Genomic DNA, 26,290 nt, shown 5'->3' on the forward strand with positions numbered 1-26,290 from the left:
CCGGCAAACCATCACTTTCCCAACCCGACGCCCTCCTTCGGACTCCCGGGCCACACCCCCGCCCCCCCCCCCCCCCCCCCCATCCCCCCCCCTCCCCCCCCCCCCCCCCCCCCCCCCCGGAGCCGGTTCCGGTCAAGCGGCTCGCTTGCCGGCCGGCTCCCGCACGAAGCGTTCCACCTGCGTGACGTCGATGGCGGCGCCCATCGCCAGGAAGCCGGCGCGGTTCGGGTGCAGGTGGTCACCCGCGCCGCCGACGGTGCTGTTGGTGTCGTACTCGGGGCGCAGGTGGCCCGGGTTCGCCGGGTCCTCGGTCACCGCGGAGAAGTCGGCAACCCCGTCGAACACCCCGCTCGTACGGATGAAGTCGTTGATCGCCCGGCGCTTGGCGTCCGTCTCCGGGGTGCCGTACAGGCCGAACGCGGTCCCGGCGGACGGCGTCAGGGTGGCGCCGACAATCTTGATGCCCCGGGCGTGGACCCGCCGGACGATCTCCCGGTAACCGGCAATCACCTGGTCCGCGGTGGCGTTGCCGCCGCCCAGGTCGTTGATGCCCTCGAGCAGGATGACGACCCGGACGCCGGGCCGGTCGAGGACGTCGCGGCCGAGCCGGTCGAGCGCGGGCGGCCCGTCGCACGGCGTGCAGCCGCCGGGAGTCCGCCCGATCCGGGTGACCATGTTGCCGCCGATCGCCTCGGTGATGACGGAGATGGGCCGGTGGGCCGACCGCCGCTCGTCCAGCCGGCGCTGGAGCACGTCGGGCCACCGGTCGTTGCCGTTCATCGTCGAGAAGAAGCCGTCGGTGATGGAGTCGCCGAACGCGACGACGGTGGCGGCGTCCCGACGCTGGGCCTGGACCTCGGAGAGGAAGAACCACGAGGTGGTGGAGTGCGGGAAGGCCGTGTCCGCGGCATCCGCGGTGTGGTCGCCGGCGTCCCGATCCGAGATGTACGACGTGGTGAAGGCGGCCGCGTGCCAGGTCATCGGCCCGCTGTCGTCGGCGACGTGCACGCTGACCGCGAGGCGCTGCGACCACGCGTCGGTGACCTTGACCGACACCGGGTCGCTCCACGTCGCCCGGCCCGCCGCGACGGTGACCGACCGCCGCCCGCCGAAGGTGAGCGCGCGATTGCTGCCGGGCGCGACGTTGGCCCCGCTGGACTGCAGGCCGGCGTACGCCCGCGCGAAGGTGACCGGCTTGGTGCCGAACTCGTTGGTCAGCCGGACCCGCCAGCTCGTGCCCGTGACGCTCGGATGCACGATCATGCGCAGCGTCTGGTTCCGCGCCTGGTTGTCCGGGAACGCGGCGGTCAGCAGGGGCGCCGTGTTCCCGGGACCGGCCGGCCCGGTCGGCCCGGGCTGGGCCACCGAGTATCCGACCGGATAGACGCCCTGTGCCGATCCGGCCCACGCGCCGGTCCAGCCGGTCGCCGAGCCGTTGCTGTCCGCCGCGACGGCGGCGACGGGCGTAAGGGCCACCCACGCGAGGGCGGCGATGAGCGGACGTGTAACTCGCATGTCACTCCCTTGTGAAACGTCGAGCCATCCATTGATGGCCATCGTTACCAGGGAGTCGCTCGCGACTCAATGCCGGGCGACCGGTCTTCCCGCCCGGTGAAAGGTTGATGTGCGTCGAGCGCTGGGAGTCGAACCTGCGCATTGAGTAAGAAGGCTTGGACTCCCGCTCTACTGAAACGAAAAGGGCCAGGGCGGCGTCTCTCACCCAAGGCGATTGACGTGCTTGTTTGCCAAGAAATTCAGGTTGTCTTCGTTTCCCCGGAAGGTCTCTCGATGCAGGAAGCCACCACGTATCCCCTCCCTTCGGCCGTCATCATGGCCGCCGTGTTCGCCGGCGTCTCGCTTGCGGCCATGGTCACTACTGCTTGGCTGCTTCACCAGATCGCACGGCGAGCGCTCGACAAGACCACCCCTGACGGGGTCGAATCAGTCCTTCGGGCGCTCGGCTCGCTGATCGATCCGCTTCGGATGTTCCTGCCCTGGACGCGATGGGAAAGGCCGTCGCGGACGAGGCGCCGCAGTTCCAAGCGCTCGGATGAGGACCGCAAATGACTACGAGGAGCAACCGGCCCGCCGACGACGCTGCCGAGGCGGCAGTCGGCGACCTGGCCGGCGCCGAGCTTTTCGCGGAGGTGCTTTCGCGGATCGACGACGAGACCGATCGCATTTTGATCTTCGCCAGCGTCGGCCTGGAGATCTCCTATCGGAAGTTGTCGGGTGTCCTCGGCGTGAGCCCCGCCGAACTGGCCGCGCGCGCCGACGGGATCCTTTCCGTCCTGCGCGGAGATCGCGAAATGGCGGCCAAACTTCACGACTTCCGTCGGGCCGGGCGTGTCGTCAATTATCTGGCTCTTGCCCATCGGTTGGGTCTGCACGATTGGTTCTGTGCGCAATGCGGGGAGTTCATGGTCTCTTCCGAGCGAGGCCGCCGGCGTAGGACCTGCAGCGACCGATGCCGGCTCCGGCGTTTCCGCGGTCATCAGCCGGGAAGGAGGGAGGGATCAAGCCCTTCCGCGTCGACGGCCACGCCCCGTGCCGTGCCGGACGAGGTGATGAGCAAGCTGGTACGACCAATCGATCGTGCGGTGAGGCCGGAGCGTTTCGTCCGGAATGCACAGCGATGGTGGCAGCCGGAGACCCGAATGAGGGACCGCGCGATCGTGCTACTCGGACTCTCCTCCACGGCAGTGCTCACTTCGGCCGACATCGCGTCGCTCGACGTCGATGACGTGGCTCGAACTGCCGCGGGGGCAGAGGTGCGCCTCTACCGCGGAGCCGCTCGGCCGACCCGCTATGTCGCCGTCCCGGCCGGAGACCGGGGGGTCAGCCCGGCCGACGCCGTGCTCGGCTGGGCTCGTCATCTGAGGGTCGCGGGACACCACAGCGGAGCGCTTCCCCAAGCTGGACGCCAACGGATATTTCACCGAGATGAGACTTACCGACCGCGCTGTCGCCAGAATCGTCGAGGTCGCAGCGGACGCCGCCTTCGACACTCCGGAACCCGCGAGGCTCGCAGTCTCCACGCCGGTGCTCTCCTACATTTACGAGAGGTGTCAGGGTGATGGCCTGACGTAAGGCGGATCAGCGAAGCTTGTGGGCGGCCAGCTCGTCGTAATACGGGCGGGCCGCGTCGACCAGGGGCCGCAGCCGGTCCGGAACGTCGACCGGCGACGGGTCGTAGGGCGCGAACCCGGTCGACCTCTCGACCGCCGCGTACCAGTGCGGGGCCCACACGCCGTCCGTCTCACGCGGGCCGGGCTCCCACGCCAGCATCGCCGGGTCGTACGGGATGCCCAGCGCCTCGCACAGGCGGCTCAGCGTGGCGGCGGGGTCTTGGAGCAGGTCGGCGGCGTCGACGACCGGGCCGCCGTACGTGCGGAAGATCTCCTGCTGTTGGGGATAGCCCAGATCCTCCAAGGTGGGCTCGCCACGCACCCGGGCATAGGAGGCGACCACGTGGGCCGGGTCGCGGATCAGGAACGCGTGGGTCAGCGCGCCCAGCCAGTCGCGGCCGATGTCCGGCAGCAGGTGGTGGGTCATGTGCTTCTGGTAATGCACCGCGGGATCGCCGGGGATCGGGCCGGTCAGCTGGGCCGCCACGTCCGGCCAGTGGGCCGGCTGGGAAGCGAGGATCGACGCCCGGCCGGGGTGGTCGATGCCGGTCACGGCCAGGTAGTGGGCGTACAGCGGCTCGTCGACCACGACCGTGTCGGGGCGGCTGCCGAAGCTGCGCATCATCGCGGTCGAGATGTTGCGCGGACCGGACCACATCGCCACCCGTGTCGTCATGTGACGATCTTCCGGGGGCTCAGGCCAGGTCGGCAACCACCCGGTCGCGGCCGGCGCGTTTGGCCGCGTACAGGTTGCGGTCGGCCTGCGACAGCAGCGCCGCCGCCGTGGCCCGCCCGTCGACCGCCGTCGTGATCCCGATGCTGGTCGTCACCGGCAGCGCGCCGGTGATCGGCTGCCACGCGTGCGTGCGGATGCGCAGGCGCAGCAGCTCGCAGCGGCGGGTGGCCTCGGCGCCGTCCATGCCGGGGAAGATCAGCAGGAACTCCTCGCCGCCCATCCGGGCCGCGATGATCGGGCCCGACGCCGCCTCCCCGAGCAGCGTGCCGATGTGCTGGAGCACGCTGTCGCCGGTGGCGTGGGACAGCGTGTCGTTGACCCGTTTGAAGTGGTCGAGGTCGGCGATCGCCACCGAGATCGGGCCGCGCCGGGACGCCGCCTCGCTCAGCAGGGCGGGGAGCCGCTCGTTGACGTAGCGCCGGTTGTAGAGGCCGGTCAGCGCGTCCCGGTGGGCCATCTCCCGGAAATGCTCGGTCGCCCGGCGCGCCTCGTTCGCCTCGAAGACCGCCTGCATGGCCCGGGCGCGGGACTCGCGCTGGACGGAATGCAGGGCCGACGAGTCGGCATGAAAGAGCTGATGTTCCTCGTACGCCTCCCGGTAGCGCCCGGCCGCCGCGAACAGCGCCGCCTGTTCCTGCCGGGCGCGGGCGCGGAGGCGCGCGAGCCCATTGGCCTCGCACTCGCGGGTCGCCCGGTCGAGCACGGCCTGGGCGTCGGCGTACCGGCCGTCCAGGCGGCGCGCCTCGGCCAGCGTGAGCAGGCACTCGGCGCCGGCGTCGCCCTCGTTGGCCAGGATCGTGCCGTCGAGCACGCCGGCCAGCGTCGCCTCGACCGACTCGAAGCGGCCGCCCAGCATCTCGACCCGGGCCACGGTGTCGAGCTCGTTGGCGGCCAGGGCCCGGCCCGAGCGGTCGGACACCGCGCGCATCCGGTCGGTCAGCGCGCGGGCGGCGGGCTCGTCGCCACTCTCGTACGCGGTGTAGGCCATGTTGTTGAGGATCAGCAGCGTGAGCTCCTGGTCGCCGACCGAGCCGGCCAGCTGGAGGGCCTCGCGCGAGCGCCGGTCGCCCTCGTCGGTCGAGCCGCTGTCGTCCAGGGCCACGGCCAGCGTCATCAGGTGGCGGGCGCGCAGGGCGGGCGCCACGTCGTCGGTCAGGTTCGCCACGCACTGCACGCCGTGGGTCAGCGCGTCGGACAGGTCGCCCACGAGCCGGAAGAAGATCGACAGCTCGCGGTGGGCGCGGGCCTGCACGTACGGGCTGTCGTGCCGCTCGGCCCAGGCCAGCGCCTGGTGAGCGAGCCGCCCGCCCTCGCCGATCCGGCCCTCGCGCATCATCACGTCGGCGCGCAGCAGGGTGGCGCGCTGGCCCAGCTCCTCGTCGCCGAGCTCGGCCGCCTCCGCCTGGGCGCGGGCCGCCGGAACGCGTACGGTCCGGAACTTCGACGCGCCGACCAGTTCCAGTTCGAGCAGATCAGCCGCGAGCGCCGCACGGGCGTCGGAGACCGTGGCGCTGTCGCGCTCCGCCGCCTTCGTCGTCACTGCTTCCTGCTTCCTGCCGGAGGGTGCCGTGACGCATCAGAGTGGGGAAGCCCGGGAGCAGCGACGGTCCCGTCCGGTTGCGGAAAAGTTGCTATCGCTTGGTGCAGACCGGGGCGGAGGAGGGGATCCGATCGGTCGAGTACGCCACCGAGACCGTGAAGCAGTAGTTCTGGGTCTCGTTCAGCCCGTACACCATGTAGTCGTTCGTGCCCGCCGGGAGCTGCTGAAAGGCCCGCAGCGGCTGGCCGGTGCGCCCGCCCGAGACCAGCACGGGCCCCTCGGCGCCCTTGGGGTAGGTCCAGGTCAGGGCCACGCTGTCGTGGTTGTCGCGGAGCTTCACGCCGGTCGGCGCGCCCGGGTCCCCGGCCGGCGCGGTGGTGGTGGCCTCGGCCGGTTTGCTTGCCGCCGGGGCGGTCGTCGGCGCCGTCGTGGACGCCGTCGTGGGGGCGGGCGCGGCCGCGGTCGGCTGCGGGCTGGTGGCGCCGTTGGCGTCGGGCAGCGTGAGCGCGACGATGGCGATCGCCACCGCGATGCCCGCGATCAGCACGGCCACCAGCAGGAACGGCTGCCGCCGCCGTCCCGTGGGGGGCGGTTCCATGCGCACCGGGAGCAGGCGCTCGGAGTTCGGCGGGGTGGTCAGCGTGCTGGCCGGGGCGGCGCCGATCGGCAGGGGCCGGCCGTCCGGGCCGAGATCGGCCGCGCGCATGCCCGGCATCGGGGGCGGGGTGTCGGCCCGCGCGTGCCGGCCGGTCGGGTCGCCCGGGGCCTGCCGGAAGTCGGCCAGATAGAGCGGCTGCTGGTAGACGGTGCCGTTGGGGTCGGTGGGCCGGTTGTCGGGCGGCGGGCGCAGTGGGTCGTCGGGCGGGAAGTCGCCGCCCTGCTCGGGGTCGGGCACCCGCGGGCGGCGGGGGAAGGGCATGGTGGGGCCGGCCGCGGACATCCCGGGACCGAGGGGCGGCATGGGCGGCCCGGCCGGGGGCGCGCCGGATTCGTCAGGGCTGCCGGATTCGTCAGGGCTGGGGCCGCCAGGGCCGCCGGAGCCGGTGGTGCCGCCTGGGCCGCCGGAACCGCCAGGGTCGGTGGCGTCGCCGAGGTCGACCGGCCGATCGACGCCGGCGGGGGCGCCTGCGGATGCGGCGCGGTCGGCGGCCCTGCCTGCAGAGGCGGCCCTGCCTGCAGAGGCGGCGGGGCCGGCGGGACCGCCCGACGATGCGGCGCGGTCGGCGGGCTCTCCCGAAGGCGGTGCGGACGGGCGAAGCGACGAAGGTCCGGCCGGCGAGGGCGTGTCCGGACCGGCCGACTGGGCGACCCGTCCGCAGACGTGCCGGCCCGTGGCCGGGGCGACGGCGAGGGCGGCCACCTGCCGTACCAGCGGATGGTCGGCCGGCAGGTAGCGCGCGCACAGCTCCTGGGCGAGGGCCAGGTGTTCGTGGGACTCGGCGTCGCGGGCGCACTCGCGCTCCATCGCGCCGAGGCGGGCCAGCATCTTGATGCCGGCCGGGGAGGCGTCGCCGTGGTGGTGCCGGTGCCGCACCCAGGCGCCGGCCAGGCGGGCCCGGGCCGAGGTGCAGTGCCCGGCCGCGTGCTCGGCGGTGGCCAGGTCGGCCTCGGCCGCCAGCACGCGGGGCGACTCGGGGCCGTCGAGCGCGGTGAGGTCGGCGACCAGGCGCTCGTAGACCTGCGCGGCCCGTCCGAAATGACCCACCCGCTGGAGCACCGCCGCGTGCGTGGCGGCGGCCGCGACCGTGCGCTCGTCCTGCCGCCCGTGCAGGCGCTCCTCGGCCTCGTGCGCGAAGCCGGCCCACAGCCGGGCGGCGTGCGCGTCGCCGAGCGCGATCAGGATGCGGGCATGCAGGGCGGCGGCCACGGCCAGGTCGGGAGTGGCGTGACCGGGGTCGGTGACGTCGGCCGGGCCGAGCGCACCGGCCAGCACACGCCGGGCGCCCGCGAGGTCGCCCGCGGACGTCAATGTCTGGGCGCGCTGGGTGAGCTCGGCGAGCGGGGCCGGGGGCATGTGTCCCATAGTGCTCGTCCGAACACGTTAGGTACAACCCTGCCGCGACAGCACGAAACGAGTGTCGCGGTTATCCACAGGTTTTGGCCGGCCGGATGCGCGGAGGGTGCCGGGCACTGTAGAACTCGGATATGTCCCCATCGGAGATCGCAACGGTCAAGCGGGAGCTGCTGGTCCGGCACCTCGAGGCGTGGGCCCCGGCCGCGCTCCACCGGGCCCGGCGGGTCACCTACGCGCACGGTTACGCCGACGCCGACGGCGGAGACCTGGCGGAGGCGGCGGCGCGGGTGCTGGGTGAGCAGACCGATTTCGTACGCGGTCGCGAGCTCGCGATGCTCCTGGTGGGCGACGACCTGGCCGCCGTGTCGGCCCGGCTCGACGGGCTGCCCGGGCTCGAGGGGCTGACCGTGCACGCCGTGTCCGGGGGGACGGACGAGCGGCTGGCGGTGGCGTTGAAGGCGGGCGGTGCTTCGCGCGTACCACTGCTGGGATTCCTGGATGCGTCGAGCGCGAGCGAGCCGCCGCGGCCGGAAACCGTGTCCGCGCTGACCGCCGGAAAGCCGGCCGAGGTCTTGCTGGCGCTCGCGCCCGGGGTGGCGACCGAGGCCTATCGGGGTGAGTGGCCGCTGTTCGCGCAGGTGGAGCTGGCGACGGGGGACGAGCCGGGCGAGTTGCTGGCCTTCGGCACCACGTCCGGCAAGAGTCTCGAGGCCTTCAAGGAGGCATTGTGGGCGGTCGACGAGTTCGCCGGCGTCCGCTACCGAGATCCCGGCGATCCGGACCGCCACCTGATCGACATCTCGCTGAACCCACATCCGGGCCCGCTGCGCCGCGAGATCCTCGCCCACCTCGCCCGGGTCGGCCCGCAGACGGTGACCGAGTTGCGAACGTTCGCCCTGACATCGACGGTGTACCGCGCGGCCGACGCGACGCGGGTGCTGCACACGTTGGCCGACTCGGGCGCGGTCACCCGCCAGCCGCCGGGCGGACGGCTGGGCGGGGACGTGGTGATCGCGCTGCCCTGAGCCCCGGCGCTTCGACCGGGGCCGCGAGCGCCCGCGGGTTGTGTGCACCCAGAGGCTGGCTTTGTCGCGCTCCGCCAACGCCTGCGGGGTCGTGCGCGCCGCCAACGCCTGCGGGGTCGTGCGCGCCGCCAACGCCTGCGGTTGTCGCTCACCCCATGCGCCCGCGGTCATCATTCGCCGCGAGAGCCCGCAGTTGCCGCGCGCCGGAAGCGCCTGCGGTCGTATGCGCCGCAAGCGTCTGCGGTCGTCGTGCGCCGCGAGAGCCCGCAGTTGCCGCGCGCCGGAAGCGCCGACAGTTGCCGCGCACCGGAAGCGACGGCGGTCGTCATACGCCGCAAGCGCCCGCGGTGATCATTCGCCGCGAGCGCCTGCGGGTTTTGAACGGTGCCTGGCGGGAGCCGGTTGGAGACAGCGGCGCTGCCTGCCGCACCAACCCCTCGCCGGATATTTCGCGAACTAGCGGGACTTGTCCTGCTTCCAGGAGAGCGGGCCGGGCAGGTCGACGCGGTGGGCTCGGGTGCGGGAGTTCCAGGACCAGCGACCGATCTTGAAGCTCCACGATGAGAAGCCGTGCTCCGTGAAGTTCAGGATCAGCGGCCCGAACTTCTTGCGACTGCGGAACATGATGCCCATCGGGGACGTCCCTCCTGAGGTGGCGTGCAGGTGGCGTGCGTGATGGGCGATCGATTCCCGATCCGGCGGATTTACAAACTCCACTGGACGAGCGACGAGCGATCAGCGGCGAGCGATCAGCGGCGAGCGATCAGCGGCGACCGATCAGCGGCGAGCGATCAGCGGCGAGCGATCAGCAACGAGAGATCAGCGCGGCTGCCAAGCGTCGGGGCGGGTCGTCAGCTTTCGCACGTGCGCCGGCATGCGGCCGCTGATGAGCTCGGCCAGGCTTACCTCGTCGACCACCTCGCGGACGGCAGCGCGTACGGCAACCCAGAGATTGGGAAGGTTTTCGGCCGCGCCCGTGTACCGAGTCTCTTCCGGACGGAGGCCGCGCACGCCGGCGAGCGGGCCGTCGACCGCGCGGAGGATCTGGCCGATCGTCACGTCGCGTGGTGGTTGTGACAATGTGTAGCCACCCTCGGCGCCCCGCTGGGCCCGGACCACGCCGGCGCGACGCAGATCGGCCAGCACCGCCTCGAGGAACTTGCGGGGCATGTCCTGATCTTGAGCGATGGCCTGGGCGGACATCAGGGAGGGATAGGCCTGCGCCAAGCTGAGGGAGGCCCGGACCGCATAGTCACCGCGCGCGGAGATCTGCACACACCCATAATGCCTCGTCGGCGCCAGGACGACGCACATACCCCACGGATTTGTGGGAATTACGCTCAGTCAGTGGGCCGTCGCTGGTTGGGGATGCCGTTGCCGCCGCTCGCGCCCATGTCGATGCGGAACTGGCCGGGGCTCGTGCCGACCTCGCGGTGGAAGAAGCGGCCGAAGTTCGTCGGCTCGGGGAAGCCCAGGTGGCGGCCCACCTCGGCGACCGAGAGCGGGGTGCAGGCGAGCAGCCGGCGCGCCTCGAGCGCGACCCGGTCGTCGACCACCTGCTTGGCGGTGCGGCCGGTGACGGCCAGGCTCGCCCGGGTCAGGGTGCGCACCGAGCAGCCCATCTCCTCGGCGTAGTCCTCGACCCGGCGGCTGCGCGGGTGGCCGGACTCGAGCCGGCGGCGGAACCGGGCGAACGTGCGGCCCTCGGCGCCGAGCGGGGCCGGGTCGCGGGTGAGCAGCGCGATCCGCAGCACGAGCACGGCGAGCTGGTGGCGCAGCAGGTCGGCCGCGACCGGGCCGGCGCGGTGCCGCTCGCAGTCGACCGCCAGCTGGGCGAACTCGGTGATGACCGCGTCCTCGTCCTCGCCCTCGAGCTGCCAGCGCGACGGCGACTCGGCGTGCTCGGGCCAATGGTCGCCGGCCAGCTGCGCGTCGAAGGTGACCACGGACGCGGCCAGGCCGTTCGCGCCGATGCGCAGGGCCTGGCCGGGACGGATCCAGAGCAGCGTGCCGGGGCGGCAGGGCTGGGCCACGAAGTCGACCTCGATGGTGCCGTGACCCCGGGTCGTGAGCAGCAGCGCATGGTACGGCGGCCGCCACGGACCGGCCGGCTCGACCTCGCCCAGCGCGCACGTCGACACCCCCGCCCAGCCGGGCGGGGTCAGCGGTGCGGCCTGCACAACAGAGGTCATCGCGCCGACGGTAACCGCCGATGACCAGCGGCGCACCTGGCAAAACGCGGGTTGACGGGAATGTGTCGGATAATCGGGCTCAATGTCCGTTTTCTGCGTGTTTTGTCCCGCGACATCATTTCCGTACGTAAAAAGACGACCCGCGCGGATCGGCAGTGTCCGCGCGGGTCGTCATTTCTTTGCCGCTATCGACCGGCTCCCAACCGACCAGCTCTATCGGCCGGCTCTATCGGCCAGCTCTATCGACCGGCCAGCAGCCGGTTGACCGCCGCGTCTACATCCAGATGCTCGGATTCCCGGCCCCGCGGCACCACGACATAGGTGCGCCGGAGGAATCGGACAAGAACGCTGCGGGGCACTTCGAACAACGCGTTGCCGTCCGGAGACGACAGCGCCAGGGCGACGAAATCCCCCCGGGGCGTGGCCCAGGGCCACACCCGGACGTCGCCGATGCCCGCGGGCTCATCGAGCCCGGTCACGAGAAGCTCCCGTGCGAAGGACCAGCTCACGGCTTCCCCACCGGCTGATTCCGCATGGAACAACACGTGGACCGCATAAGGGTCGGCTGGGTCGTAGCGGAGGCTGGCGCGCACGGGCAGAGCCGTGGCATCAGGCGCTACGAGCCGCAGCGAGGTCTCGACCTCGACGGTCGTTGGACGAATGGTACTCATGGACGAACTCCCCCCGGCACCGCTGCGAGGCTGGTGAACCCCGCGTTTCCCATACTCAGGTGATCCCTGTCATTACGCTCCGCCATACGCTGATCTCACCCAGTAGTGGGAAGACGGTTCCGAAAAGCTCTTCGCACAAGACGTAAAGCGATATCTTGTCCTGTTCTGCCCAAGTACTCGGTTCCGCCCGGCGTCGGGTGGTCCAGCAGTTGACTTACTCCGGTAACGTCCATTCCTCCCGGGTAGTGACGGGGCTCCGGGACACTGGGGGATGAAATGAGCACGAAAGCGGACGAGGATCGGGCACCGATGGGTGTTTTGGACAAGATCCGGGCAAACCCGACCGGCCGACTAGCCCTCAAGATCGGAATAGGCGTCCTGGGCGCCCTCGTGATCGCCCTGGGGATCGTGCTGATCCCCTTTCCCGGTCCCGGGTGGGCCATCGTGATCCTCGGGCTGGCCATCTGGGCCGTCGAGTTCACGTGGGCCAAGAACCTGCTCGAGTTCACCAAGCGTCACGTAAAAGCGTGGACGAGCTGGATCGGCCGGCAGAGCCTCCCCGTCCGAGCGGTGATCGGCGTGGTCGGCATGATCTTCGTGGCCGCGATCGTCTGGGCGTCGGTAAAACTCAGCTTCGGCATCGACCTGATCCAGAAGACGCGCGAGTGGCTTGGCTGACCCCTGGTTGGCCCCGACAGGGCCGCATCTAGTACAGTCTGTCTCGCTGAAGGGCGATTAGCTCAGCGGGAGAGCGCTCCGTTCACACCGGAGAGGTCACTGGTTCGATCCCAGTATCGCCCACGAGTCGATGGCGGCCTTTGTTCGCGGAGAGCGCGAACCGGGTCGCCTCGTCATGTCTGCCGGGGGGCCGAGCCCCCCGAACCCCCCACGGTGCGTATTGGTTGCGGTGGGTGTGTGGCTGGGTGGGTTTCATGCCTATCCCGTACGCGTAGCCGGGGTTACGGGGTTTTGCTGGTGGCCGCCGCTCTTAGTTGGGCCAAGGCGGCGTCATGGGTGTGGGAGCGGTGCCAGATCAGGGCCCAGGGGTAGGTCAGGTCGGGGAGCAGGCGCAGGCGGGTTGTTCCCTTGGGTAACGCGGTTGAGCGCAGGCTGAGGGTTACGCAGTCGCCTTCGGCTACCAGTTCTAACGCCGATGCTGCGCTTGCTGTGGCGACGGGGTAGCGGGTGGGCTCGAAACCCGACTTTTCGCACGCCGCGAGTACGAACGCCGTCCACTCGGGGGCCACGGTCTCGTGCGGCAGGTAGAAGAGGTCGTGGGCCACGTCGGCCAAGGTTGCGCTTGGGGTCGGTGCCAGGCGGTGGGTGGTGGGGACTATCAGGTCTACGGGCTCGTTGTGGACGGGCTGCATCGCCAACTGGTCGTCGGTGGGGGTGCCCTCGCCGCAGAAGCCGGCGTCCAGGTCGCCGGAAAGTAGGCGGCGGCGCTGGCTGGTGGTGCCCTCGGCGGTCACGGTCAGGCGCAGGAAGCGGTTGGTTGTTCGGAGCTGCTTCAGCACCTGGCGGGGGTAGGCCAGCTCGGCGTCCAGGACGTCTACGCGCAGCAGTGGCTGGGGGGCCACGGCGGCGATGCCCGCCCGGAGCGCCGTCACCGCCTGCTGCGCGTGCGGGAGGAACGCCCGGCCCGCCTCGGTCAGCACCACGCCGCGGCTGGTGCGGTCGAACAGGGTCGCGCCGAGCGCCTTCTCCAGGCGCTGGATCTGGTTGCTCAGGGCCGGCTGCGACACGAACAGCTGCCGCGCGGCCCGGGTGAAGTGCAGCTCGCCGGCGAGGGTCAGGAAGTACGTCAGCAGGCGCAGGTCGATGCCGCTACCTGGGTTCATAACCAGATCCTGTCACCGGACCGGAACGGTGTCTTGGACCGGCGCCGCGGCTCGCGCCAAGACTTCGGTCATGACTGAGGCCATGAGCAGCATCGAGATCGGCGGGCATGCGATCGGAGCGGAACACCGCCCGTTCGTCATCGCGGAGATGTCCGGCAACCACAACGGCTCGCTCGAGCGGGCGCTGCAGATCGTGGACGCGGCCGCCTCCTGTGGTGCGCACGCGCTCAAGCTGCAGACGTACACCCCGGAAACCATCACGATCGACTCCGCCGGGCCCGAGTTCCGCCTGTCCGCGGGCCATGACCTGTGGGGCGGCCGGAGCCTGCACGAGCTCTACCGGAAGGCGCACACCCCGTACGCGTGGCACAAGCCGATCTTCGAGCGAGCCGCCGCGCACGGCCTCACCGTGTTCTCGGCGCCGTTCGACCCGACCGCGATCGAGCTGCTCGAGTCGCTCGGCGCGCCCGCGTACAAGATCGCCTCGTCGGAGCTGGTCGACCTGCCCCTGATCCGCCTGGCCGCCGCCACCGGCAAGCCCCTGATCCTCTCGACCGGCATGGCGAGCGTCGCCGACATCGCCAACGCCCTCGACATCGCCCGCGGCGCCGGCGCCACCCAGATCGTCCTGCTGGCGGCCACGGCCTCGTACCCGGCGCCGCCCGAGGACACCAACCTGCGGCGCATCCCGGTCCTGGCCGAGACGTTCGGCGTCCAGGTCGGGCTGTCCGACCACACGCTCGGCATCGGCGTGCCGGTCGCGAGCGTCGCCTTCGGCGCGACCGTCATCGAGAAGCACCTCACCCTGGCCCGCGACGACGGCGGCGTCGACTCGGCGTTCTCGCTGACCCCGGCCGAGATGCGCGCCCTGGTCGACGAGACCGGCCGCGCCTGGCGGGCGCTCGGCGCCACCCGCATCGGCCCGACCCCCTCGGAACGCGAGGGCCTCCGGTTCCGCCGCTCCCTCTACGTCGTCGCCGACGTCCGGGCGGGCGACGAGGTCACCGCGGCGAACGTCCGCTCGATCCGCCCGGCCGACGGCCTGCCCCCGATCGAGCTCGACCGCATCCTGGGCCGCCACTTCACCCGCGACGCGGCCCGAGGCACCCCGATGAGCCTCGACCTCGTCTGAGCACCCGACTATTTACGGCGCCGCACAGGTGACCGGCGGGGGCAGTGGGGGAACGCTCCGGTTTGCCGCCGGGATGCCGACCATCCGGCCGAGCACGCCGGTCCCGTCGGCAACCAGCGAGTTCAGCAGGTCCTGCACCGGCTTGCGCGGGCTGATCGTCACGATCGCGGTGTCGAAGATGTCGGGGACCGGGACCTGCCGGTCGTCCAGCCGCGCATCGGAGGCGACCGCGCTGACCGCGCTGGTCGCGTAACTGGCGATCCAATGGTTGATCTCGGCCGCCATCTCGCTGCTCATCGTGCCCCAGTGCCAGTCCTCCTGCGGGTCGTTGAGCATCACCACCTCGTGCGGGATGAACCGTTCCACCTCCGCGTACGGCGGGCCGGGCATCCGTTCGGTGAGGATCTGGTTCGCCCACACCATGTCGTCGGGGGCGTCACCCGCGGCCCGGTACGTCAACTCCGCACGCCGGTCGCTCGGGTACCCGGCCTTGTCCGCACTGAGCAGTTGTCGCTCCCCGGCCGTCGCCACGTGCAACCGGTCCGCCGAAATCCCGCGTCCCATCAGGTAGGCGGCGACCGCCTCGGCCCGCCGCAGCCCCAGCCGGTCGTTGTAGTCGTCGGTGCCCAGCGGGCAGGTGTGCCCGCTGATGTCGAGCACCTGCTCGGCATGGGCGGTGAGGAAATCGGCGGCCTGGTTGAGCGCCGTGACCGTGGGACCGTCGAGCAGCGCCGAGTCCAGGGCGAAGTGCACCGAGCTGGGCACCTCGTCGACCGCCCGCGAGGTCTGGGCCACCACGCCGCGCTGGTCGCGGCGGAGACGGCCGAGCGCCTGCGCCTGCACGATCTGCTCCCGGGCGGTGATGACCGCCAGCTGCGCCTGGTCGGCGCTCTCGGCGGAACACTTGAGCCGGCCGTCGCCGTACGCGAGCCAGGGGTCCGGATGTGCCGCGCTCGCCACCCACAGGCCGCGCTCGTTGTCCCGGTCGTGCAGGGTGCCGCTGACCGCACCCGAGATGCCGAGCCCGACCAGCGGCTGAAGCTTGTCGTGGATGTCGTCGTCGAGCCATTTCAGCGCGCCCCACATCAGGGCGTCGACCATCGCCCCGACCGCGGCGTCGGGCATCAGCACCTGCGGACCGATCTGCCGAACCAGCTCCGTGCGGATCCAGTTCTTCGCATAGGCGATCAGCGGTGGCAGCGCCCGCGGCGCGAAGTCGTCCTGATACCAGGCGATGATCTCGGCGCGGGGCGTGCGCACGTGCCCGGCGGAGAACGAGTCGGTCAGGAAGTGCTGGCCGAACGCCTCGGTCAGCTGCGCCTGCTGCCACTGCGGCTCGCTGTCGTCCAGGCCCGACAGCAGCGCGGTGAGCAGGGCGCTTTCGTGATGCGAGCTCCACGAGGCGACCGCGGTGCCGCCGCCCGCGAAGTGCGGGATGTTGTGCATGGCCAGGTCGACGTACTGGGCGCTGTGGTTGTTGTCGTTCGCCATGATCCGTCGCAGTTCCGCCCGGACCTCCGGGGTGGCGGCGGCCGCCTTCAGCTCGTCCACCGAGCCGTACTCGTCACCGGCCAGGGAAACCACGTCGCCCCACGTGAGGATCAGGCCGCCGCCCAGGTCGATGTCCGCGTTGGCGGCGTCGCCCAGCTGCTTGTGCTCCGCCCGGCCGAAGCGGCGCACCACCGCCGACCCGGCGCCGCCGGACAACGCCGGGGCGCCGGCCGCCGGGCCGTCGCCGTCGCGCTGGGCGGTCAGCCGGATCGCGATCGCCTCGGCTTCGCGCTCGGCGGGGGAGTCGCCGGGACCGACGGTCAGCGAACCGGCCGGCGCTCCCGCATCCGACTGCAGCGTGTGCACCGCCTCGTGGGCGAGCAGGTGATAACCGCTCTTCGACGACGGGTCGTACGCGCCCCGAGCGAAGTGGACGTCCTGCCCCACGGTGAACGCCTGCGCCTGCACCTGGTCGGACATCGCCGCCGATTCCGGGCCGGCATGCACCCGCACCGCGTCGAGCGAGGCGCCCAGGCCCGCTTCGAGGCCGGCGCGGATCTCGGCCGGGATCGGCGCGCCGCCGCCCGCTCCCCGCACCCGATCGGCGAAGCCGGGTGGCACACCATCGACGTCCGCGTCGGCGTTGCGCATCAGTCGGCTCATCGCCCGGTTGCCGGCCGATCCCGGCCAGACGGGGACGCCCGGGCGGGCGGCGGAGCCAGAGACCCGGCCGTCGTGTGCGGCGCCCGCCGTTGCCCGTTCGCTGTCGCGCGCGCGTTCGGCCATGCCGCCATCTCTACCGACACCGCAAGACCAAGACAATGTCTCGGCCTCTAACCGACATCAGCCGGCGTCACGCCGCGGAGTGGTCAGGCGAGGATCGCTGACGGTCCCGGCGGGGGTATTTCCACTCGCAGCCGGACGGTGAAGCCGTCTCCGAGGCGAATGAGCGTTATCTCGATATCGAGCTGGTGGATGAGCCAGAGGCCCCAGCCGCGGATCGAGGGGTCCTGCGTCGCCGGGACGAGGCCGGCCAGGGGATCGGCGGGTCCGGGGCCGCAATCGTGGACGCGGACCACGATGCGGTGCGGTGAGGCCCAGATCCGGACCGTCACCGGCGGCTCGCCGTGGTAGATGGCGTTCCCGGCCGCCTCCGAGACACTGTGGATCAGTTCCTTGAGCATCTTGACCTCGAGCCGGCCGGCGGCGATCCGGATGAGGGCGCGGCGGGCCTCGGCGGGGGTGCGGTCGATCAGCTCGACCAGCGGCGTGGTGGCTTCGAGCGGCTCAGGGGCGGGCGGCAGGCCCTCGAAATCCGGCGCCTCCTGGAAATGTTCGCTGGGGTAGCGCGACCCGGACGACGAGAGAAGACGTGGGTGGGTGCGCTCCACGATGTCGAGCACCGCCGCGGAGGCGGTGGTGGTGTCGTACAGGCAGCGACCCCAGACCGGGAAGTCCTGCCACACCGTGTTGACCGCGCATTCGTAGCGGTCCCAGCCCTCGAACCGTCTCCCGTTGCCGGGGTGCGGCACATCCCCGGCGATGCGGATCTGATCGGCGCCCATGGCGACGTGGAACTCGAACAGCCGCCGATAGGTGGCGATCGCCCGCGCCGGGTTCGAGTACAGCCCCCGGTCGATGATGAACTCCACCGCGGAGGGGTCGGTCAGGCTCGACCGGAGCAGGTCGGACTTCCGATCGTCGTATCCGATGACGACCGGTTCGCCGGCGGCCAGTCCTTCCTCGACGAAAGGCACGATCAACCCCAGGAACTCGGCGTCGGAGCCGTAGAAGCCGGCTTCGTGGAAATGGCCGACGTAACCGTGGGCTGCTCCCGTCCTCATCACTCAACCTCCGCGCCCAGCGAGGAGCTCTCCATCGGCCTACCCGGCAGACGAGCGGCGCAACCGCCCACGGCTCCACGTCCACCGCATTCCGCGAATGGCGTACCTCCTCGTCGCCGATCGCTTTTTGGCATGATTCCCCGGTGGCTCGGGCAAGCCCCGCGGAAGACGATCTTCCACACCCATGGCGACCTGCTCGTATTCGGCGCACGCGGCCGGATCACGGGCCTCGATGAAACGCCGTCGATGCGTACGGAATGCGCCGCTTCCGCGATCTCACACGGTCGGGTTATCGGGGGTGGACCGCTTTGCGAGTAGATTCCGCAGTCGTCATCGTGGCCGGCGTCGAGGGGATGTGGCCAGGTTGTCGGTGCTCGAACGACTGGATCTCGGAGACCACATCTGCTGGACCGTCGACGACGAAGTCGTACGCCGGCAGGCGCTGACCGAAATGGTGGAGACCGGATTTCGCGAGAGACACCGGGTCCTCTATTGCGGCGCCGACACCGACGAAATGCTGGCCGCCTTCGGGCATCGGGGAGTGCGTGTCGCCGAGGCCCTGGCATCCGGCGATCTGAGGGTTCTGCCGATCGAGTCGTCCTATCTCACCTGCGGCGCTTTCGACCAGGCGGAGACGCTGCGCTTTCTGCGGCGCGAGATCGACGACGCGCGCCACGCCGGTTACCCGGGCCTGCGCGTGTTCGCCGACATGTCGTGGGCGAGCGGCCGGGCGCCGGGTGTCGAAGGGCTACCCGGGTACGAGGCCCAGGCCGGCACGATCTTCGCCGAGGGCTTCGCGCTGGCCGTCTGCGCGTACGATCCCGGTGCCTTCGACGTGCCGACCCTGCGCGGGCTCACGCAGGCCCATCTCGGCGCGCTGGCCATGGGCGAGCCGTTCGAGCCGGACTCCGTGCTGCGTGTCCGGCACACGCGGCGGCCCTTCGGTCTGTGCCTGGAAGGCGAGGCGGACCTGCTGAACCAATCGGCACTCGGCGCCGTGATCGATCAGCTGCTCGACAACCTGCCGAGCGAGGAGACGATCGCCACCGTCGATCTGTCCGGCTTGCGGTTCATCGACACCGCAGCGGCTCGGATCCTGTTGCTGGCGTCGCATCGCGCCGCGGGCCGGATCCGGTTCCTCGGCCGGCCGCCGGCATTGGCTTGGTTGTTCGAGTCGTACGGTGCCGGCACCGCCTGAACGAAATACCGCCGAACGCGTCAAGAGGTTCCCGATGACTGTTCATCCCCCTGACTTCCACCACCCGGCTCTGCTGTATTCCCGGGCCGCGGACTACTCGGCGGCCGTCACCACGTTCGTCCGTTCGGCCGTGACCGACGGCAACCCGGTCCTGGTCGCCGTCCCCGGGGCGAATCTGGAGCTGCTGCGGGGCGGGCTGACGGACCTCGGAGACCGCGTCACCTTCGCGGACATGGCGGTGGCCGGCCGGAACCCGGGCCGGATCATTCCCGGCGTCCTGCTCCGGTTCGCCGCCGATCATCCCGGTCGCCGGGTCTCGATCGTCGGCGAGCCGATCTGGCCGAGCCGGACGGCGCTGGAGTATCCGGCCTGCGCCGCGCACGAGGCGCTGATCAACGCAGTGTTCGCGGGCCGCGACGCCACGATCCTGTGCCCGTACGACGTGCGGCAGCTCGATCCGTCGGTGGTCGCGGACGCTTGGACCACCCATCCGACGATGATCGAGGACGGCGTCCTGCGCGACAGCGATCACTACGCCGATCCGGTGATGACGGCCGCCGCCTTCAACCGGCCGCTGCCACCGCCGCCGCCGCACGCGACGTCGATGGTGTACGGCGAGACGCTCGCCGCCGTCCGCTCCTTCGTGCGGCGGCACACCGCCGCATACCTGCCGGAGGATCGGATGGCGGAATTGGTGCTGGCCGCGAGCGAGGTCGCGGCCAACACGGTGGAGCACGCCGCAAGCCACGGCACGGTCAGCGTCTGGTCCGAACCGGGCATGGTCGTCTGCCAGCTTCAGGACACCGGCCACCTGACCGATCCGCTCGCCGGCCGCATCACGCCGCCGGACCTCCGATCCCGCGGCTACGGACTGATCCTGACCAACGCGCTGTGTGACCTCGTACGCATCCATTCGGACCCGTCCGGCACGACGGTCCGGTTGCAGAAGCTGTCGTGAGCCAGCCCCTTCGCCCGGCGAGCGGATCTGCCGGGCGAAGGGGCGGGACCGAGAACAGGCGGATCAGCGGCGCTGGGCGCGGGCCAGGGCGTTGGCGGCGGTACGCCGCTTGGGGTCGATCGGGTCCGGGGTGGTGCCCGCACCCTCGCCGGGGGTGGCGTTCCAGCCGGTGATCTTGGCCGCCAGCCGGGCCAGGCGCTGGTCGGAGGGCGCCACGTCGATCTGGAAGTGGCCTTCCTTGGGGTGGTCCTTGTCGTCGCCGCCCCAGCGGACCACGCCCTCGCACTCGGCCAGGATGTCGCGGATGGAGATCAGCTGGGCCGGGAAGAGGTTGCCGGCGGAGCCGGTCGGGAACTCGTTCGGGCGGGCCTCGATGGCGGTGCCGGAGAGGTAGTTGGTCTCGAGCGGCTGGAGCCTGCCGGTGGTGCGGTGGCCGTGCACGTCGCCGTTGACCAGCGGGAAGACCTCGTAGTTGAGGCGGCGGGCCACGTGCATCAGGACCGTGGCCACATCGCCGGCGAGCAGGGCCACCGTGGCGTCGCTTCCCTCGATGGTGAAGCCGGTGGCCTGGGCGGTGCCGATCACCGGCCAGCCGTTCTGGCTCTTGGACTTCTTGGAAGAAGGGGCGGCCTGGGCGGCGGCGGGCGAGCCGGCGATGCCGACGGCGGCGCCGGTGGTGATCGTGCCCGCGGCGACCAGCAGGCGCCTCCGGGACAGCCGTGCGATGTCACTCATGTGGTCGTCTCACTTTTCTGCGAAGGAGTCTGCGAAGGAGGAGGCGGGGAAACGGCCCGCGCGCGGATTGCCAGCGCGGCGAGGATCACCACCAGGGCGAGAAGGGCGAACAACAGGACTTTGAGGTACGGCGGCACGAGATCCGACGTGGTGCCATCGCTCCAGCGGCACCGGTTGGACGGCGGGAACCACGTCCACACGAGGGGGCGGCTCGCCGGCGTCTTGCCGGTGCAGTACTCGTCGGCCGGGCGGAGGTCGTAGAAGTGGCCCACCAGGATGGCGCCCACATAGGTCGCCAGGGCGGCGAACAGTGCGAGGAAGGAACCTAGCGCGTACCGGGTCGACGTCTTCATCCGTCAGATTTTGCCCTGGGCACGCAGCGTCTTGGCCTTGGCGTTCTCCTGGCCGACGCGGGCGACGATCACGTCCGTGAAGCCCTGGCAGAACTCGTCGAGCTTGTCCCACGGGATCATGTTCGGCATCAGCGCGCCATCGCCGGCGGTCGACTCCACGAGGAACGTCCGGCCGAGGAGGATGTCGAGGTCGTTGTCGGACAGCAGCATGCTCGACGCGATCGTCTTGAGGTTCACCGCGCTGCCGAACCGCCCGAGGTAGAAGTCCTTCATCCGGGAGAGGTAGCCGCCGCCCTTGTAGTACTGGGTGACCGCGGTGACGATGCTGGCGCCGGCGCGAAGACGCATGGCGATGTTGAAGCCGTCCGCGTCCTCGGTCAGGTCCCGCAGCTCGAACGTGGTGTTGGCGTTGACCTTGGCCAGCTTCTCCTGGCAGTACGTGTAGCCGGACGAGTAGGACGCGCTGTCCCGGCGCCACTCGCCGTAGAAGGTCATCAGGTCGCCACCCCAGCCCGCGACGTCGCCCTTGCCCGAGGTGACCGTGGTCGGCTTGCCCGTGACGTAGACGCCGTTGCAGGTCGCGCCCAGGTGGTTGACGTGCAGGTCGACACCGTAGAACGGGTCGCGCAGCTCGTTGATCTTCTTGATGCCGGAGTCGTCGACCTTGTTGATGAAGCCCTGGTCGATGCCGCCGATCAGCTTGGTCCAGACCGGGTTGTCGTACTTGTCGTGCCGGAGGTACTCGAGGACGAGCTGGCTGGGGTTGGTGGAGCCGCCGTAGCTCACCGCCATGTTGTAGAGCTGGGTGATGTAGGCGATGAAGTCGTCGACCGGGGTGCTGGGGTCGTTGACCGAGGAGACGCCGGGGTCGCTGCCCGGCCGCCAGATGTCCTTGTCGATCTCGATGGCCCCGCTGCCCGATCCGACGGTCAGCGTCTGCACCTGGTTGTAGGTCCAGTTGTCCGGCAGCGGGAAGCCCATGTTGCCGGAGTAGCCGTACGACATGCCGGACACGAACGACCAGCGGGCGAGCGTACGGCTGGTGACCTCGGCGCAGACGTTGCGGGAGCCGTAGACGCCGTGGATGTACTTCTTCCCCTGCGAGGCCAGCCCGGCGACGACGCCCTTGAAGTACGGGACGATGGACGAGTTGATGTCGTCCTGGGTGGCGTCGTAGTCGACCGCGAAGTAGATGACGGTGCCGGTGTTGAAGCCGTAGCTCACCGCCTTGGCGTGCGCCTCGAGGGCATCCTGGAAGCCCTGGCTGTAGGTGAAGTAGGACAGCGACCCGCCGTCGTACTGCGAGATCGGGAAGACCTTCAGCCCGTTGCGGAAGATCGTCTCCAGCTCGCCCGGCTGGATCCACTTGTTGAGCGGGACCCGCGGCGGCCGGATGTGCTCGTCCAGGTAGCGTCCGACGATCTTGTAACCGGCCGCCTTCAGGGCCACGGCCCGCGCGTCGGTGATGGTCGTGATGCAGTCGAGCGCGGTCCCCTTGCGGTCGGGGTCGCCCGTGGACACCAGCGCCTGGCACCAGGTGGCGAAGTCGGCGGTGCCGTTGACGCTCAGCGCCGAGAACTCCTGGAACGTGCGTACGGCCGAGGCCAGATCCGCGGTGTAGCTGCTGGTGAAGTTCGTGTAGAAGTCGGCGTCGCCGGTGCGTACCCGGTTGAAGACGATGGCCGCGCTGAACAGCTGGACCCAGACGCCGGACGACCCCTGGGAGAGGGGGTGCGCACGCAGCCCGGCCTGGGTCTTCGGGCCGAAGATCCCGGTCGCCTCGTCGTCGGTCATCCCGAGCTCGAACTGGATCGCCAGGTACATCGCCTTCTGGACGTCCCGGGAGAAGATCCCGTCACAGGGGATGATGAAGAAGTCGCGCCGATTGATGTAGTTGTGGTTCAGCGTCGCCTGGATGCCACGGACGGACTCCGAGCCGCCGGCGACGACGACGTACGCGTCCATCGTCAGCAGCGCCTTGAAGATCTTCGGCGACACCCCGGCCGTGGCCAGAACGCCGGCGTTACGACCCATGTCCTGGATCGCGCCGTCGGTGGCCTCGGCGTAGGTCCCGTCGATCGGCCCGGCGTTGTAGCCCTTGCACCACAGGCCACTCTGGACGATCTTGACGATGTTGGCGTTCGACTCCTGGAACGTGATGTTCCCGTGCGCGGTCAGCTTGGACAGCGTGGTCGGCCCGAACGCGTCGGACAAGGCGGTGATGCCCAGCTCGTGCTGCAGCGCGCGGGTCAGGGCGTACATCGTCGGCCAGCCGGTCTTCCCATCCTCCGGCGCCTTGTTGAAGCCCGACACTCCCTGGTAGGTGGAATTGACCCACTGCTGGGCCGCCAGAACCATCTCGTCCAATGTGCTCTCCCGTGTGTCGCCCGGACCGCATGGAGCCCATCGATCGATGGTGGTCCGTATCCGCGCGCAGACAGGATATAGATCAACTTCTACCGTCGCTGACCGCAAAAATGTGACAAGTCGCACCAGAATGGCATTGACAAAGCCCGATGGCGACCGTGTCCGCGACCGCGACGCGGCGCCGGGCCGGGGCCGGCCACGCGGCAACCGTGTGGCCTGGCTTGAGGATCCACTGTCTGGACCGCCGGACGTATGGCCCCGATTGTGGAACGCGTTTGCTCGGTTGCACGTGCGGCTCTCCGGCGTGGTCGGCGCTGGAGATTACCTGTGAATTCGCGGTCGGCACTGGAAATTACCTGTGAATTCTTTATGGGGGCAGTGAAGCTTTCTGTGCTACGGAAACTTGCGCTCTTCATCGAAGGATCGAGAACGATGAGAATGTCGGCGTCCGAGCAGCGCAGAGGCGGTGCGACTGTAGTCCAGGCGACACCTTTGCCGGGCGATCAGATCTATCTTGACAGTTATCGAGTCAAGTACGTCACAGCCCCGTAATTGGATCATTTCCCGGGGGTGATAATCGCGCACAGCCTCACTCGAGAATCACCCTCAGGAAGAGGAGCACCAATGCCCGAACCTTTCGAGATCGAAATGGTCGCGCGTAACGACGAATATGACGACGATGACCCGCGCTGGCTTGCGCAGACCGCGACTCTCGTGCACGACCTGCGCCGTGCCACCGGCTCGCTGCGCCTGGACCGGAGCCCGGTGCCGGGTACCAAGGGCTCGGTGGATCAGCTCATCCTGTCGCTGGGCTCGGCCGGAGCGTTCAGCGTCGCCGTCCAGCTAATCAACACCTGGCTGAGCCGGGATCGGCGCCGGTCGGTGGAACTGACCTTCACCGACGCCGACGGCAAGTCGAAGACAGTAAGTGTCTCGGCCGAGAACGCAGGGTCCGACGCTTTGGCGCCGCTCATCATGGCCGCCTCGGAGCTCGCCAAGGAGAGCTGATGACGTACCGGGCGTTGCTGATCGGCAACAGCGTGTTCGACGCGGACGCGGCCCTCAACCCGCTCAACGCGCCGACGAAGGACGTCGCCCGGCTCCACCGGGCGCTCGTGGACTCCGCGACCGGACTCTTTGCCGACGAGAACGTCCGGCTGGTGATCGAACGAAGCTCGCACGACCTGCTCGACGAACTGGACACGTTCTTCTCCGCGGCCCGTCGCGATGACCTGCTGCTGCTGTATTACAGCGGGCACGGGATGCTCGACGAGCGCAACCAGCTCTTCCTCTGCGGCCGCAACACGCGATCGGACAAGCTGCTGCGGACGGCGGTCAGCAACGTACGGATCAACGAGTTCATCGAGCAGTCGGTCGCCCGATGCACGGTGATCATCCTGGACTGCTGCAGCAGCGGCATGTTCAAGGGCGGCGACGTCTCCACACCCCTCGCCGGACCGGGACGTTACGTGGTGTCCAGCACACGGGGCACGGCACTGGCCAACGACGCGGCCGTCGCCACCGGCACGAGTCTGTTCACCGAACATCTGGTCACCGGTCTCCTCGGCGCCGCCGACGATCGGGACGGCGACGGCTATCTGGATCTGCGGGAGATCTTCGATTACGTGCGGACGAGGCTGAACGCCACCACCAAGCAGGTCCCGCACTGCCGATTCGACGGCGACGCCGCAGTCATGCTGGCCAGACGGCCCGCCGCTCCGGCCCCGACCGGGAGCATCAAGACCTCCACCCGGGCCGGCGATCCGACCTTCGTCTTGTCCGAGAACATGATCACGCTGCACGACGTCGGGAGCGACGAGCGGCTCGGACCGGAGGTCATCGAGATCTACTCGCTGACCGACACGGAGGTGGACTGTACGGCCGAGACGGACGCCACGTGGCTGAGCGTCGAGATACGAGGCGGCCGGATGGCGATCGAGCTGCGTCCTGTCTCGGGTCATAATCGCGGCAAGATCGTCGTGCGAGACCGGCGATCCGGTACGGCGCAGGTGGTGCGGGTGCACGTCACCGTCAACCGTGGCAATCGGTCGGACCCGCCACCGGTCACGGACGACCCGGCCGCTACCGTCCCGCGTCCGCCGACACCGCGTCCGCCCATCGCGGACTCGCGGACCCGGATCCTGGCCCGGGTTCCCATGCCACACGAGCCGCGGGATCCCACCGCCGCTGACGACGCCCAGCCCGGTGCGGACGACGGCGCCCACGGCACGGGCGGCGGGGGACGCAAGAAGCGGTGGCTCATCGCCGCTGCCGCGGCGGTCCTCCTGATCGCCGGCACGCTGGCGTTTCTGGTGCGTCCGGAAGACCCGCCGCCCCCGGACGACGCCACGCCGGTCCCCGAACTGGTCGGCCTGACCCGAGCCGGCGCAGAGGCGGCGCTGCGTGGCCGAGGGCTGGCGCCTTTGGTCGTCCTCGCCTCGCCGGGCAGTGTCTGCACGTCGGGAGCGGTGGTCGCGCAGAGCCCGCCGATCGGTCGATCGGTCGGTCGAGGAACGCAGGTCAGCATCACCGTGTGCCGGGCGGCGTCGTCGCCCGTCACGACCGCCCCGCACCCGAGCGGCGCGACCCCGCGTATCCCCGTGCCCGAGCTTGGTAGCACCTGCTCGTCCGCGACAGCCGCCCTGCGTGTGGTCGGGCTGTTCGCCCGATGCGAGGATCGGGACAGCGCGGAGCACGTTGGCGACGTGATCGGGTCAAACCCCGGGCGCGGTGTCCGGGTGCGTAAGGGATCCACGATCATCGTCTTCGTGTCGCGAGGAAACGTGTCGGGCGGGGTCCCGTGCAAGGTTCCGCATCTGACCGGTGAAAGCCTCGAAGTCGCGAATGCCTTGCTGGAACAGGCGCGACTCGGGTCCAAAACCCAAGAGGTGCCGTCCGAGCAGCCCGCCGGCACCGTCGTGGGGCAGAGCAAGACTGCCGGCGCGGAAGTCGAATGCGGCACGACGGTGACGCTCGTGGTCTCGGTGGACGGGCCGACTTCGTCGCCGACCGCCCCTCCCGCGGGAACGGGCGGCTGACCCGGGCCGGCCGCACGTTGGGCCGAC

22 protein-coding genes and 1 tRNA gene are annotated in these 26,290 nt (G+C 70.2%); 8 read left to right on the top strand and 15 right to left on the bottom strand.

Features of this window, described 5'->3' with window-relative positions; translation table 11 throughout:
- Nucleotides 1–132: 132 nt before the first annotated feature.
- From ACZ6TB_RS12635 to ACZ6TB_RS12655, 5 genes are all read right to left on the bottom strand, one after another.
- Nucleotides 133–1,515, bottom strand: coding sequence for an SGNH/GDSL hydrolase family protein (locus ACZ6TB_RS12635; protein WP_465553672.1), 1,383 nt, complete (start codon nt 1,513–1,515; stop codon nt 133–135).
- 374 nt (nt 1,516–1,889) lie between these two features.
- The gene (locus ACZ6TB_RS12640) at nt 1,890–2,390 is read right to left on the bottom strand and encodes a hypothetical protein (RefSeq protein ID WP_465553674.1); all 501 of its coding nucleotides are present in this window, start codon (nt 2,388–2,390) and stop codon (nt 1,890–1,892) included.
- Between the two features lie 706 nt (nt 2,391–3,096).
- Complete coding sequence (locus tag ACZ6TB_RS12645; protein WP_465553676.1) at nt 3,097–3,804, bottom strand: sulfotransferase-like domain-containing protein; 708 nt, start codon at nt 3,802–3,804, stop codon at nt 3,097–3,099.
- Between the two features lie 19 nt (nt 3,805–3,823).
- Entirely contained in the window at nt 3,824–5,404 is a 1,581-nt protein-coding gene (locus ACZ6TB_RS12650; RefSeq protein ID WP_465553678.1) for a GGDEF domain-containing protein, read from the bottom strand.
- Nucleotides 5,405–5,495: 91 nt separating this feature from the next.
- Nucleotides 5,496–7,418 carry a fibronectin type III domain-containing protein gene (locus ACZ6TB_RS12655; RefSeq protein ID WP_465553680.1) on the bottom strand — a complete coding sequence of 641 codons (1,923 nt, stop codon included), beginning with the start codon at nt 7,416–7,418 and terminating at the stop codon, nt 5,496–5,498.
- A 131-nt stretch (nt 7,419–7,549) separates the two neighbouring features.
- Between ACZ6TB_RS12655 and ACZ6TB_RS12660 the strand changes: the two genes are divergently transcribed.
- Complete coding sequence (locus tag ACZ6TB_RS12660) at nt 7,550–8,443, top strand: hypothetical protein (protein WP_465553682.1); 894 nt, start codon at nt 7,550–7,552, stop codon at nt 8,441–8,443.
- A 456-nt stretch (nt 8,444–8,899) separates the two neighbouring features.
- Here ACZ6TB_RS12660 and ACZ6TB_RS12665 read toward each other — a convergent pair whose 3' ends face one another.
- The 4 genes from ACZ6TB_RS12665 to ACZ6TB_RS12680 all read right to left on the bottom strand — a co-directional run bounded on the left by ACZ6TB_RS12665 (nt 8,900) and on the right by ACZ6TB_RS12680 (nt 11,306).
- The gene (locus tag ACZ6TB_RS12665) at nt 8,900–9,076 is read right to left on the bottom strand and encodes a DUF4236 domain-containing protein (protein ID WP_465553684.1); all 177 of its coding nucleotides are present in this window, start codon (nt 9,074–9,076) and stop codon (nt 8,900–8,902) included.
- 186 nt (nt 9,077–9,262) lie between these two features.
- Complete coding sequence (locus ACZ6TB_RS12670) at nt 9,263–9,757, bottom strand: RrF2 family transcriptional regulator (RefSeq protein ID WP_465553686.1); 495 nt, start codon at nt 9,755–9,757, stop codon at nt 9,263–9,265.
- Nucleotides 9,758–9,783: 26 nt separating this feature from the next.
- Nucleotides 9,784–10,635, bottom strand: coding sequence for a helix-turn-helix transcriptional regulator (locus ACZ6TB_RS12675; RefSeq protein WP_465553688.1), 852 nt, complete (start codon nt 10,633–10,635; stop codon nt 9,784–9,786).
- Nucleotides 10,636–10,874: 239 nt separating this feature from the next.
- Nucleotides 10,875–11,306: an SsgA family sporulation/cell division regulator gene (locus ACZ6TB_RS12680; protein ID WP_020514863.1), complete on the bottom strand. Its 432-nt coding sequence runs from the start codon at nt 11,304–11,306 to the stop codon at nt 10,875–10,877.
- A gap of 276 nt (nt 11,307–11,582) precedes the next feature.
- Between ACZ6TB_RS12680 and ACZ6TB_RS12685 the strand changes: the two genes are divergently transcribed.
- Both ACZ6TB_RS12685 and ACZ6TB_RS12690 read left to right on the top strand, forming a co-directional pair.
- Nucleotides 11,583–11,984 carry a TIGR02611 family protein gene (locus ACZ6TB_RS12685; RefSeq protein WP_465553690.1) on the top strand — a complete coding sequence of 134 codons (402 nt, stop codon included), beginning with the start codon at nt 11,583–11,585 and terminating at the stop codon, nt 11,982–11,984.
- A gap of 51 nt (nt 11,985–12,035) precedes the next feature.
- Nucleotides 12,036–12,107 (top strand) — tRNA-Val (locus tag ACZ6TB_RS12690).
- A 158-nt stretch (nt 12,108–12,265) separates the two neighbouring features.
- Here the strand turns inward: ACZ6TB_RS12690 and ACZ6TB_RS12695 are convergent.
- A complete protein-coding gene (locus ACZ6TB_RS12695; protein WP_465553692.1) occupies nt 12,266–13,147 on the bottom strand; it encodes a LysR family transcriptional regulator in 882 nt (293 codons plus the stop codon).
- A gap of 70 nt (nt 13,148–13,217) precedes the next feature.
- On the opposite strand from ACZ6TB_RS12695, the gene pseI reads away from it, so the two are divergent.
- Complete coding sequence (gene pseI / locus ACZ6TB_RS12700) at nt 13,218–14,279, top strand: pseudaminic acid synthase (protein ID WP_465553694.1); 1,062 nt, start codon at nt 13,218–13,220, stop codon at nt 14,277–14,279.
- A gap of 12 nt (nt 14,280–14,291) precedes the next feature.
- On the opposite strand, the gene ACZ6TB_RS12705 is transcribed toward pseI, so the two are convergent.
- Nucleotides 14,292–16,556 (bottom strand): eCIS core domain-containing protein, encoded by a 2,265-nt coding sequence (locus tag ACZ6TB_RS12705; RefSeq protein WP_465553696.1) that lies wholly within the window; start codon nt 16,554–16,556, stop codon nt 14,292–14,294.
- Nucleotides 16,557–16,639: 83 nt separating this feature from the next.
- Complete coding sequence (locus ACZ6TB_RS12710) at nt 16,640–17,614, bottom strand: anti-sigma factor RsbA family regulatory protein (RefSeq protein ID WP_465553698.1); 975 nt, start codon at nt 17,612–17,614, stop codon at nt 16,640–16,642.
- A gap of 370 nt (nt 17,615–17,984) precedes the next feature.
- On the opposite strand from ACZ6TB_RS12710, the gene ACZ6TB_RS12715 reads away from it, so the two are divergent.
- Together ACZ6TB_RS12715 and ACZ6TB_RS12720 are read left to right on the top strand one after the other, a co-directional pair.
- Nucleotides 17,985–18,812: an MEDS domain-containing protein gene (locus ACZ6TB_RS12715; protein WP_465553699.1), complete on the top strand. Its 828-nt coding sequence runs from the start codon at nt 17,985–17,987 to the stop codon at nt 18,810–18,812.
- A gap of 34 nt (nt 18,813–18,846) precedes the next feature.
- Nucleotides 18,847–19,770: an anti-sigma factor RsbA family regulatory protein gene (locus ACZ6TB_RS12720; RefSeq protein ID WP_465553701.1), complete on the top strand. Its 924-nt coding sequence runs from the start codon at nt 18,847–18,849 to the stop codon at nt 19,768–19,770.
- A 63-nt stretch (nt 19,771–19,833) separates the two neighbouring features.
- Here ACZ6TB_RS12720 and ACZ6TB_RS12725 read toward each other — a convergent pair whose 3' ends face one another.
- The 3 genes from ACZ6TB_RS12725 to ACZ6TB_RS12735 are packed head-to-tail and all read right to left on the bottom strand — an operon-like array spanning nt 19,834 to nt 23,216.
- Complete coding sequence (locus ACZ6TB_RS12725) at nt 19,834–20,505, bottom strand: hypothetical protein (protein ID WP_465553703.1); 672 nt, start codon at nt 20,503–20,505, stop codon at nt 19,834–19,836.
- The gene (locus ACZ6TB_RS12730; protein ID WP_465553705.1) at nt 20,502–20,858 is read right to left on the bottom strand and encodes a hypothetical protein; all 357 of its coding nucleotides are present in this window, start codon (nt 20,856–20,858) and stop codon (nt 20,502–20,504) included. Before ACZ6TB_RS12730 ends, ACZ6TB_RS12725 begins: the two co-directional genes overlap by 4 nt.
- Before the next feature lie 3 nt (nt 20,859–20,861).
- The gene (locus ACZ6TB_RS12735; RefSeq protein ID WP_465554605.1) at nt 20,862–23,216 is read right to left on the bottom strand and encodes a glycoside hydrolase domain-containing protein; all 2,355 of its coding nucleotides are present in this window, start codon (nt 23,214–23,216) and stop codon (nt 20,862–20,864) included.
- A gap of 633 nt (nt 23,217–23,849) precedes the next feature.
- On the opposite strand from ACZ6TB_RS12735, the gene ACZ6TB_RS12740 reads away from it, so the two are divergent.
- Nucleotides 23,850–24,233, top strand: coding sequence for an effector-associated constant component EACC1 (locus ACZ6TB_RS12740; protein ID WP_465553707.1), 384 nt, complete (start codon nt 23,850–23,852; stop codon nt 24,231–24,233).
- Entirely contained in the window at nt 24,233–26,263 is a 2,031-nt protein-coding gene (locus ACZ6TB_RS12745) for a caspase, EACC1-associated type (protein WP_465553709.1), read from the top strand. The genes ACZ6TB_RS12740 and ACZ6TB_RS12745 overlap by 1 nt, the downstream gene beginning before the upstream one ends.
- Nucleotides 26,264–26,290: the final 27 nt, after the last annotated feature.

This window comes from Actinoplanes sp. NPDC051537, from assembly GCF_055586105.1.

Excerpts from the sequence above, each read along its gene's own strand:
- ACZ6TB_RS12665 (WP_465553684.1), bottom strand. The coding sequence starts at position 9,076 with ATGGGCATCATGTTCCGCAGTCGCAAGAAGTTCGGGCCGCTGATCCTG.
- ACZ6TB_RS12655 (WP_465553680.1), bottom strand. The coding sequence starts at position 7,418 with ATGCCCCCGGCCCCGCTCGCCGAGCTCACCCAGCGCGCCCAGACATTG.
- ACZ6TB_RS12725 (WP_465553703.1), bottom strand. The coding sequence starts at position 20,505 with ATGAGTGACATCGCACGGCTGTCCCGGAGGCGCCTGCTGGTCGCCGCG.
- ACZ6TB_RS12645 (WP_465553676.1), bottom strand. The coding sequence starts at position 3,804 with ATGACGACACGGGTGGCGATGTGGTCCGGTCCGCGCAACATCTCGACC.
- ACZ6TB_RS12635 (WP_465553672.1), bottom strand. The coding sequence starts at position 1,515 with ATGCGAGTTACACGTCCGCTCATCGCCGCCCTCGCGTGGGTGGCCCTT.
- ACZ6TB_RS12740 (WP_465553707.1), top strand. The coding sequence starts at position 23,850 with ATGCCCGAACCTTTCGAGATCGAAATGGTCGCGCGTAACGACGAATAT.
- ACZ6TB_RS12660 (WP_465553682.1), top strand. The coding sequence starts at position 7,550 with ATGTCCCCATCGGAGATCGCAACGGTCAAGCGGGAGCTGCTGGTCCGG.
- ACZ6TB_RS12745 (WP_465553709.1), top strand. The coding sequence starts at position 24,233 with ATGACGTACCGGGCGTTGCTGATCGGCAACAGCGTGTTCGACGCGGAC.
- ACZ6TB_RS12735 (WP_465554605.1), bottom strand. The coding sequence starts at position 23,216 with ATGGTTCTGGCGGCCCAGCAGTGGGTCAATTCCACCTACCAGGGAGTG.
- ACZ6TB_RS12730 (WP_465553705.1), bottom strand. The coding sequence starts at position 20,858 with ATGAAGACGTCGACCCGGTACGCGCTAGGTTCCTTCCTCGCACTGTTC.
- ACZ6TB_RS12680 (WP_020514863.1), bottom strand. The coding sequence starts at position 11,306 with ATGAGTACCATTCGTCCAACGACCGTCGAGGTCGAGACCTCGCTGCGG.
- ACZ6TB_RS12705 (WP_465553696.1), bottom strand. The coding sequence starts at position 16,556 with ATGGCCGAACGCGCGCGCGACAGCGAACGGGCAACGGCGGGCGCCGCA.
- ACZ6TB_RS12675 (WP_465553688.1), bottom strand. The coding sequence starts at position 10,635 with ATGACCTCTGTTGTGCAGGCCGCACCGCTGACCCCGCCCGGCTGGGCG.
- ACZ6TB_RS12720 (WP_465553701.1), top strand. The coding sequence starts at position 18,847 with ATGACTGTTCATCCCCCTGACTTCCACCACCCGGCTCTGCTGTATTCC.
- ACZ6TB_RS12710 (WP_465553698.1), bottom strand. The coding sequence starts at position 17,614 with ATGAGGACGGGAGCAGCCCACGGTTACGTCGGCCATTTCCACGAAGCC.
- ACZ6TB_RS12670 (WP_465553686.1), bottom strand. The coding sequence starts at position 9,757 with ATGTGCGTCGTCCTGGCGCCGACGAGGCATTATGGGTGTGTGCAGATC.
- pseI (WP_465553694.1), top strand. The coding sequence starts at position 13,218 with ATGACTGAGGCCATGAGCAGCATCGAGATCGGCGGGCATGCGATCGGA.
- ACZ6TB_RS12685 (WP_465553690.1), top strand. The coding sequence starts at position 11,583 with ATGAGCACGAAAGCGGACGAGGATCGGGCACCGATGGGTGTTTTGGAC.
- ACZ6TB_RS12695 (WP_465553692.1), bottom strand. The coding sequence starts at position 13,147 with ATGAACCCAGGTAGCGGCATCGACCTGCGCCTGCTGACGTACTTCCTG.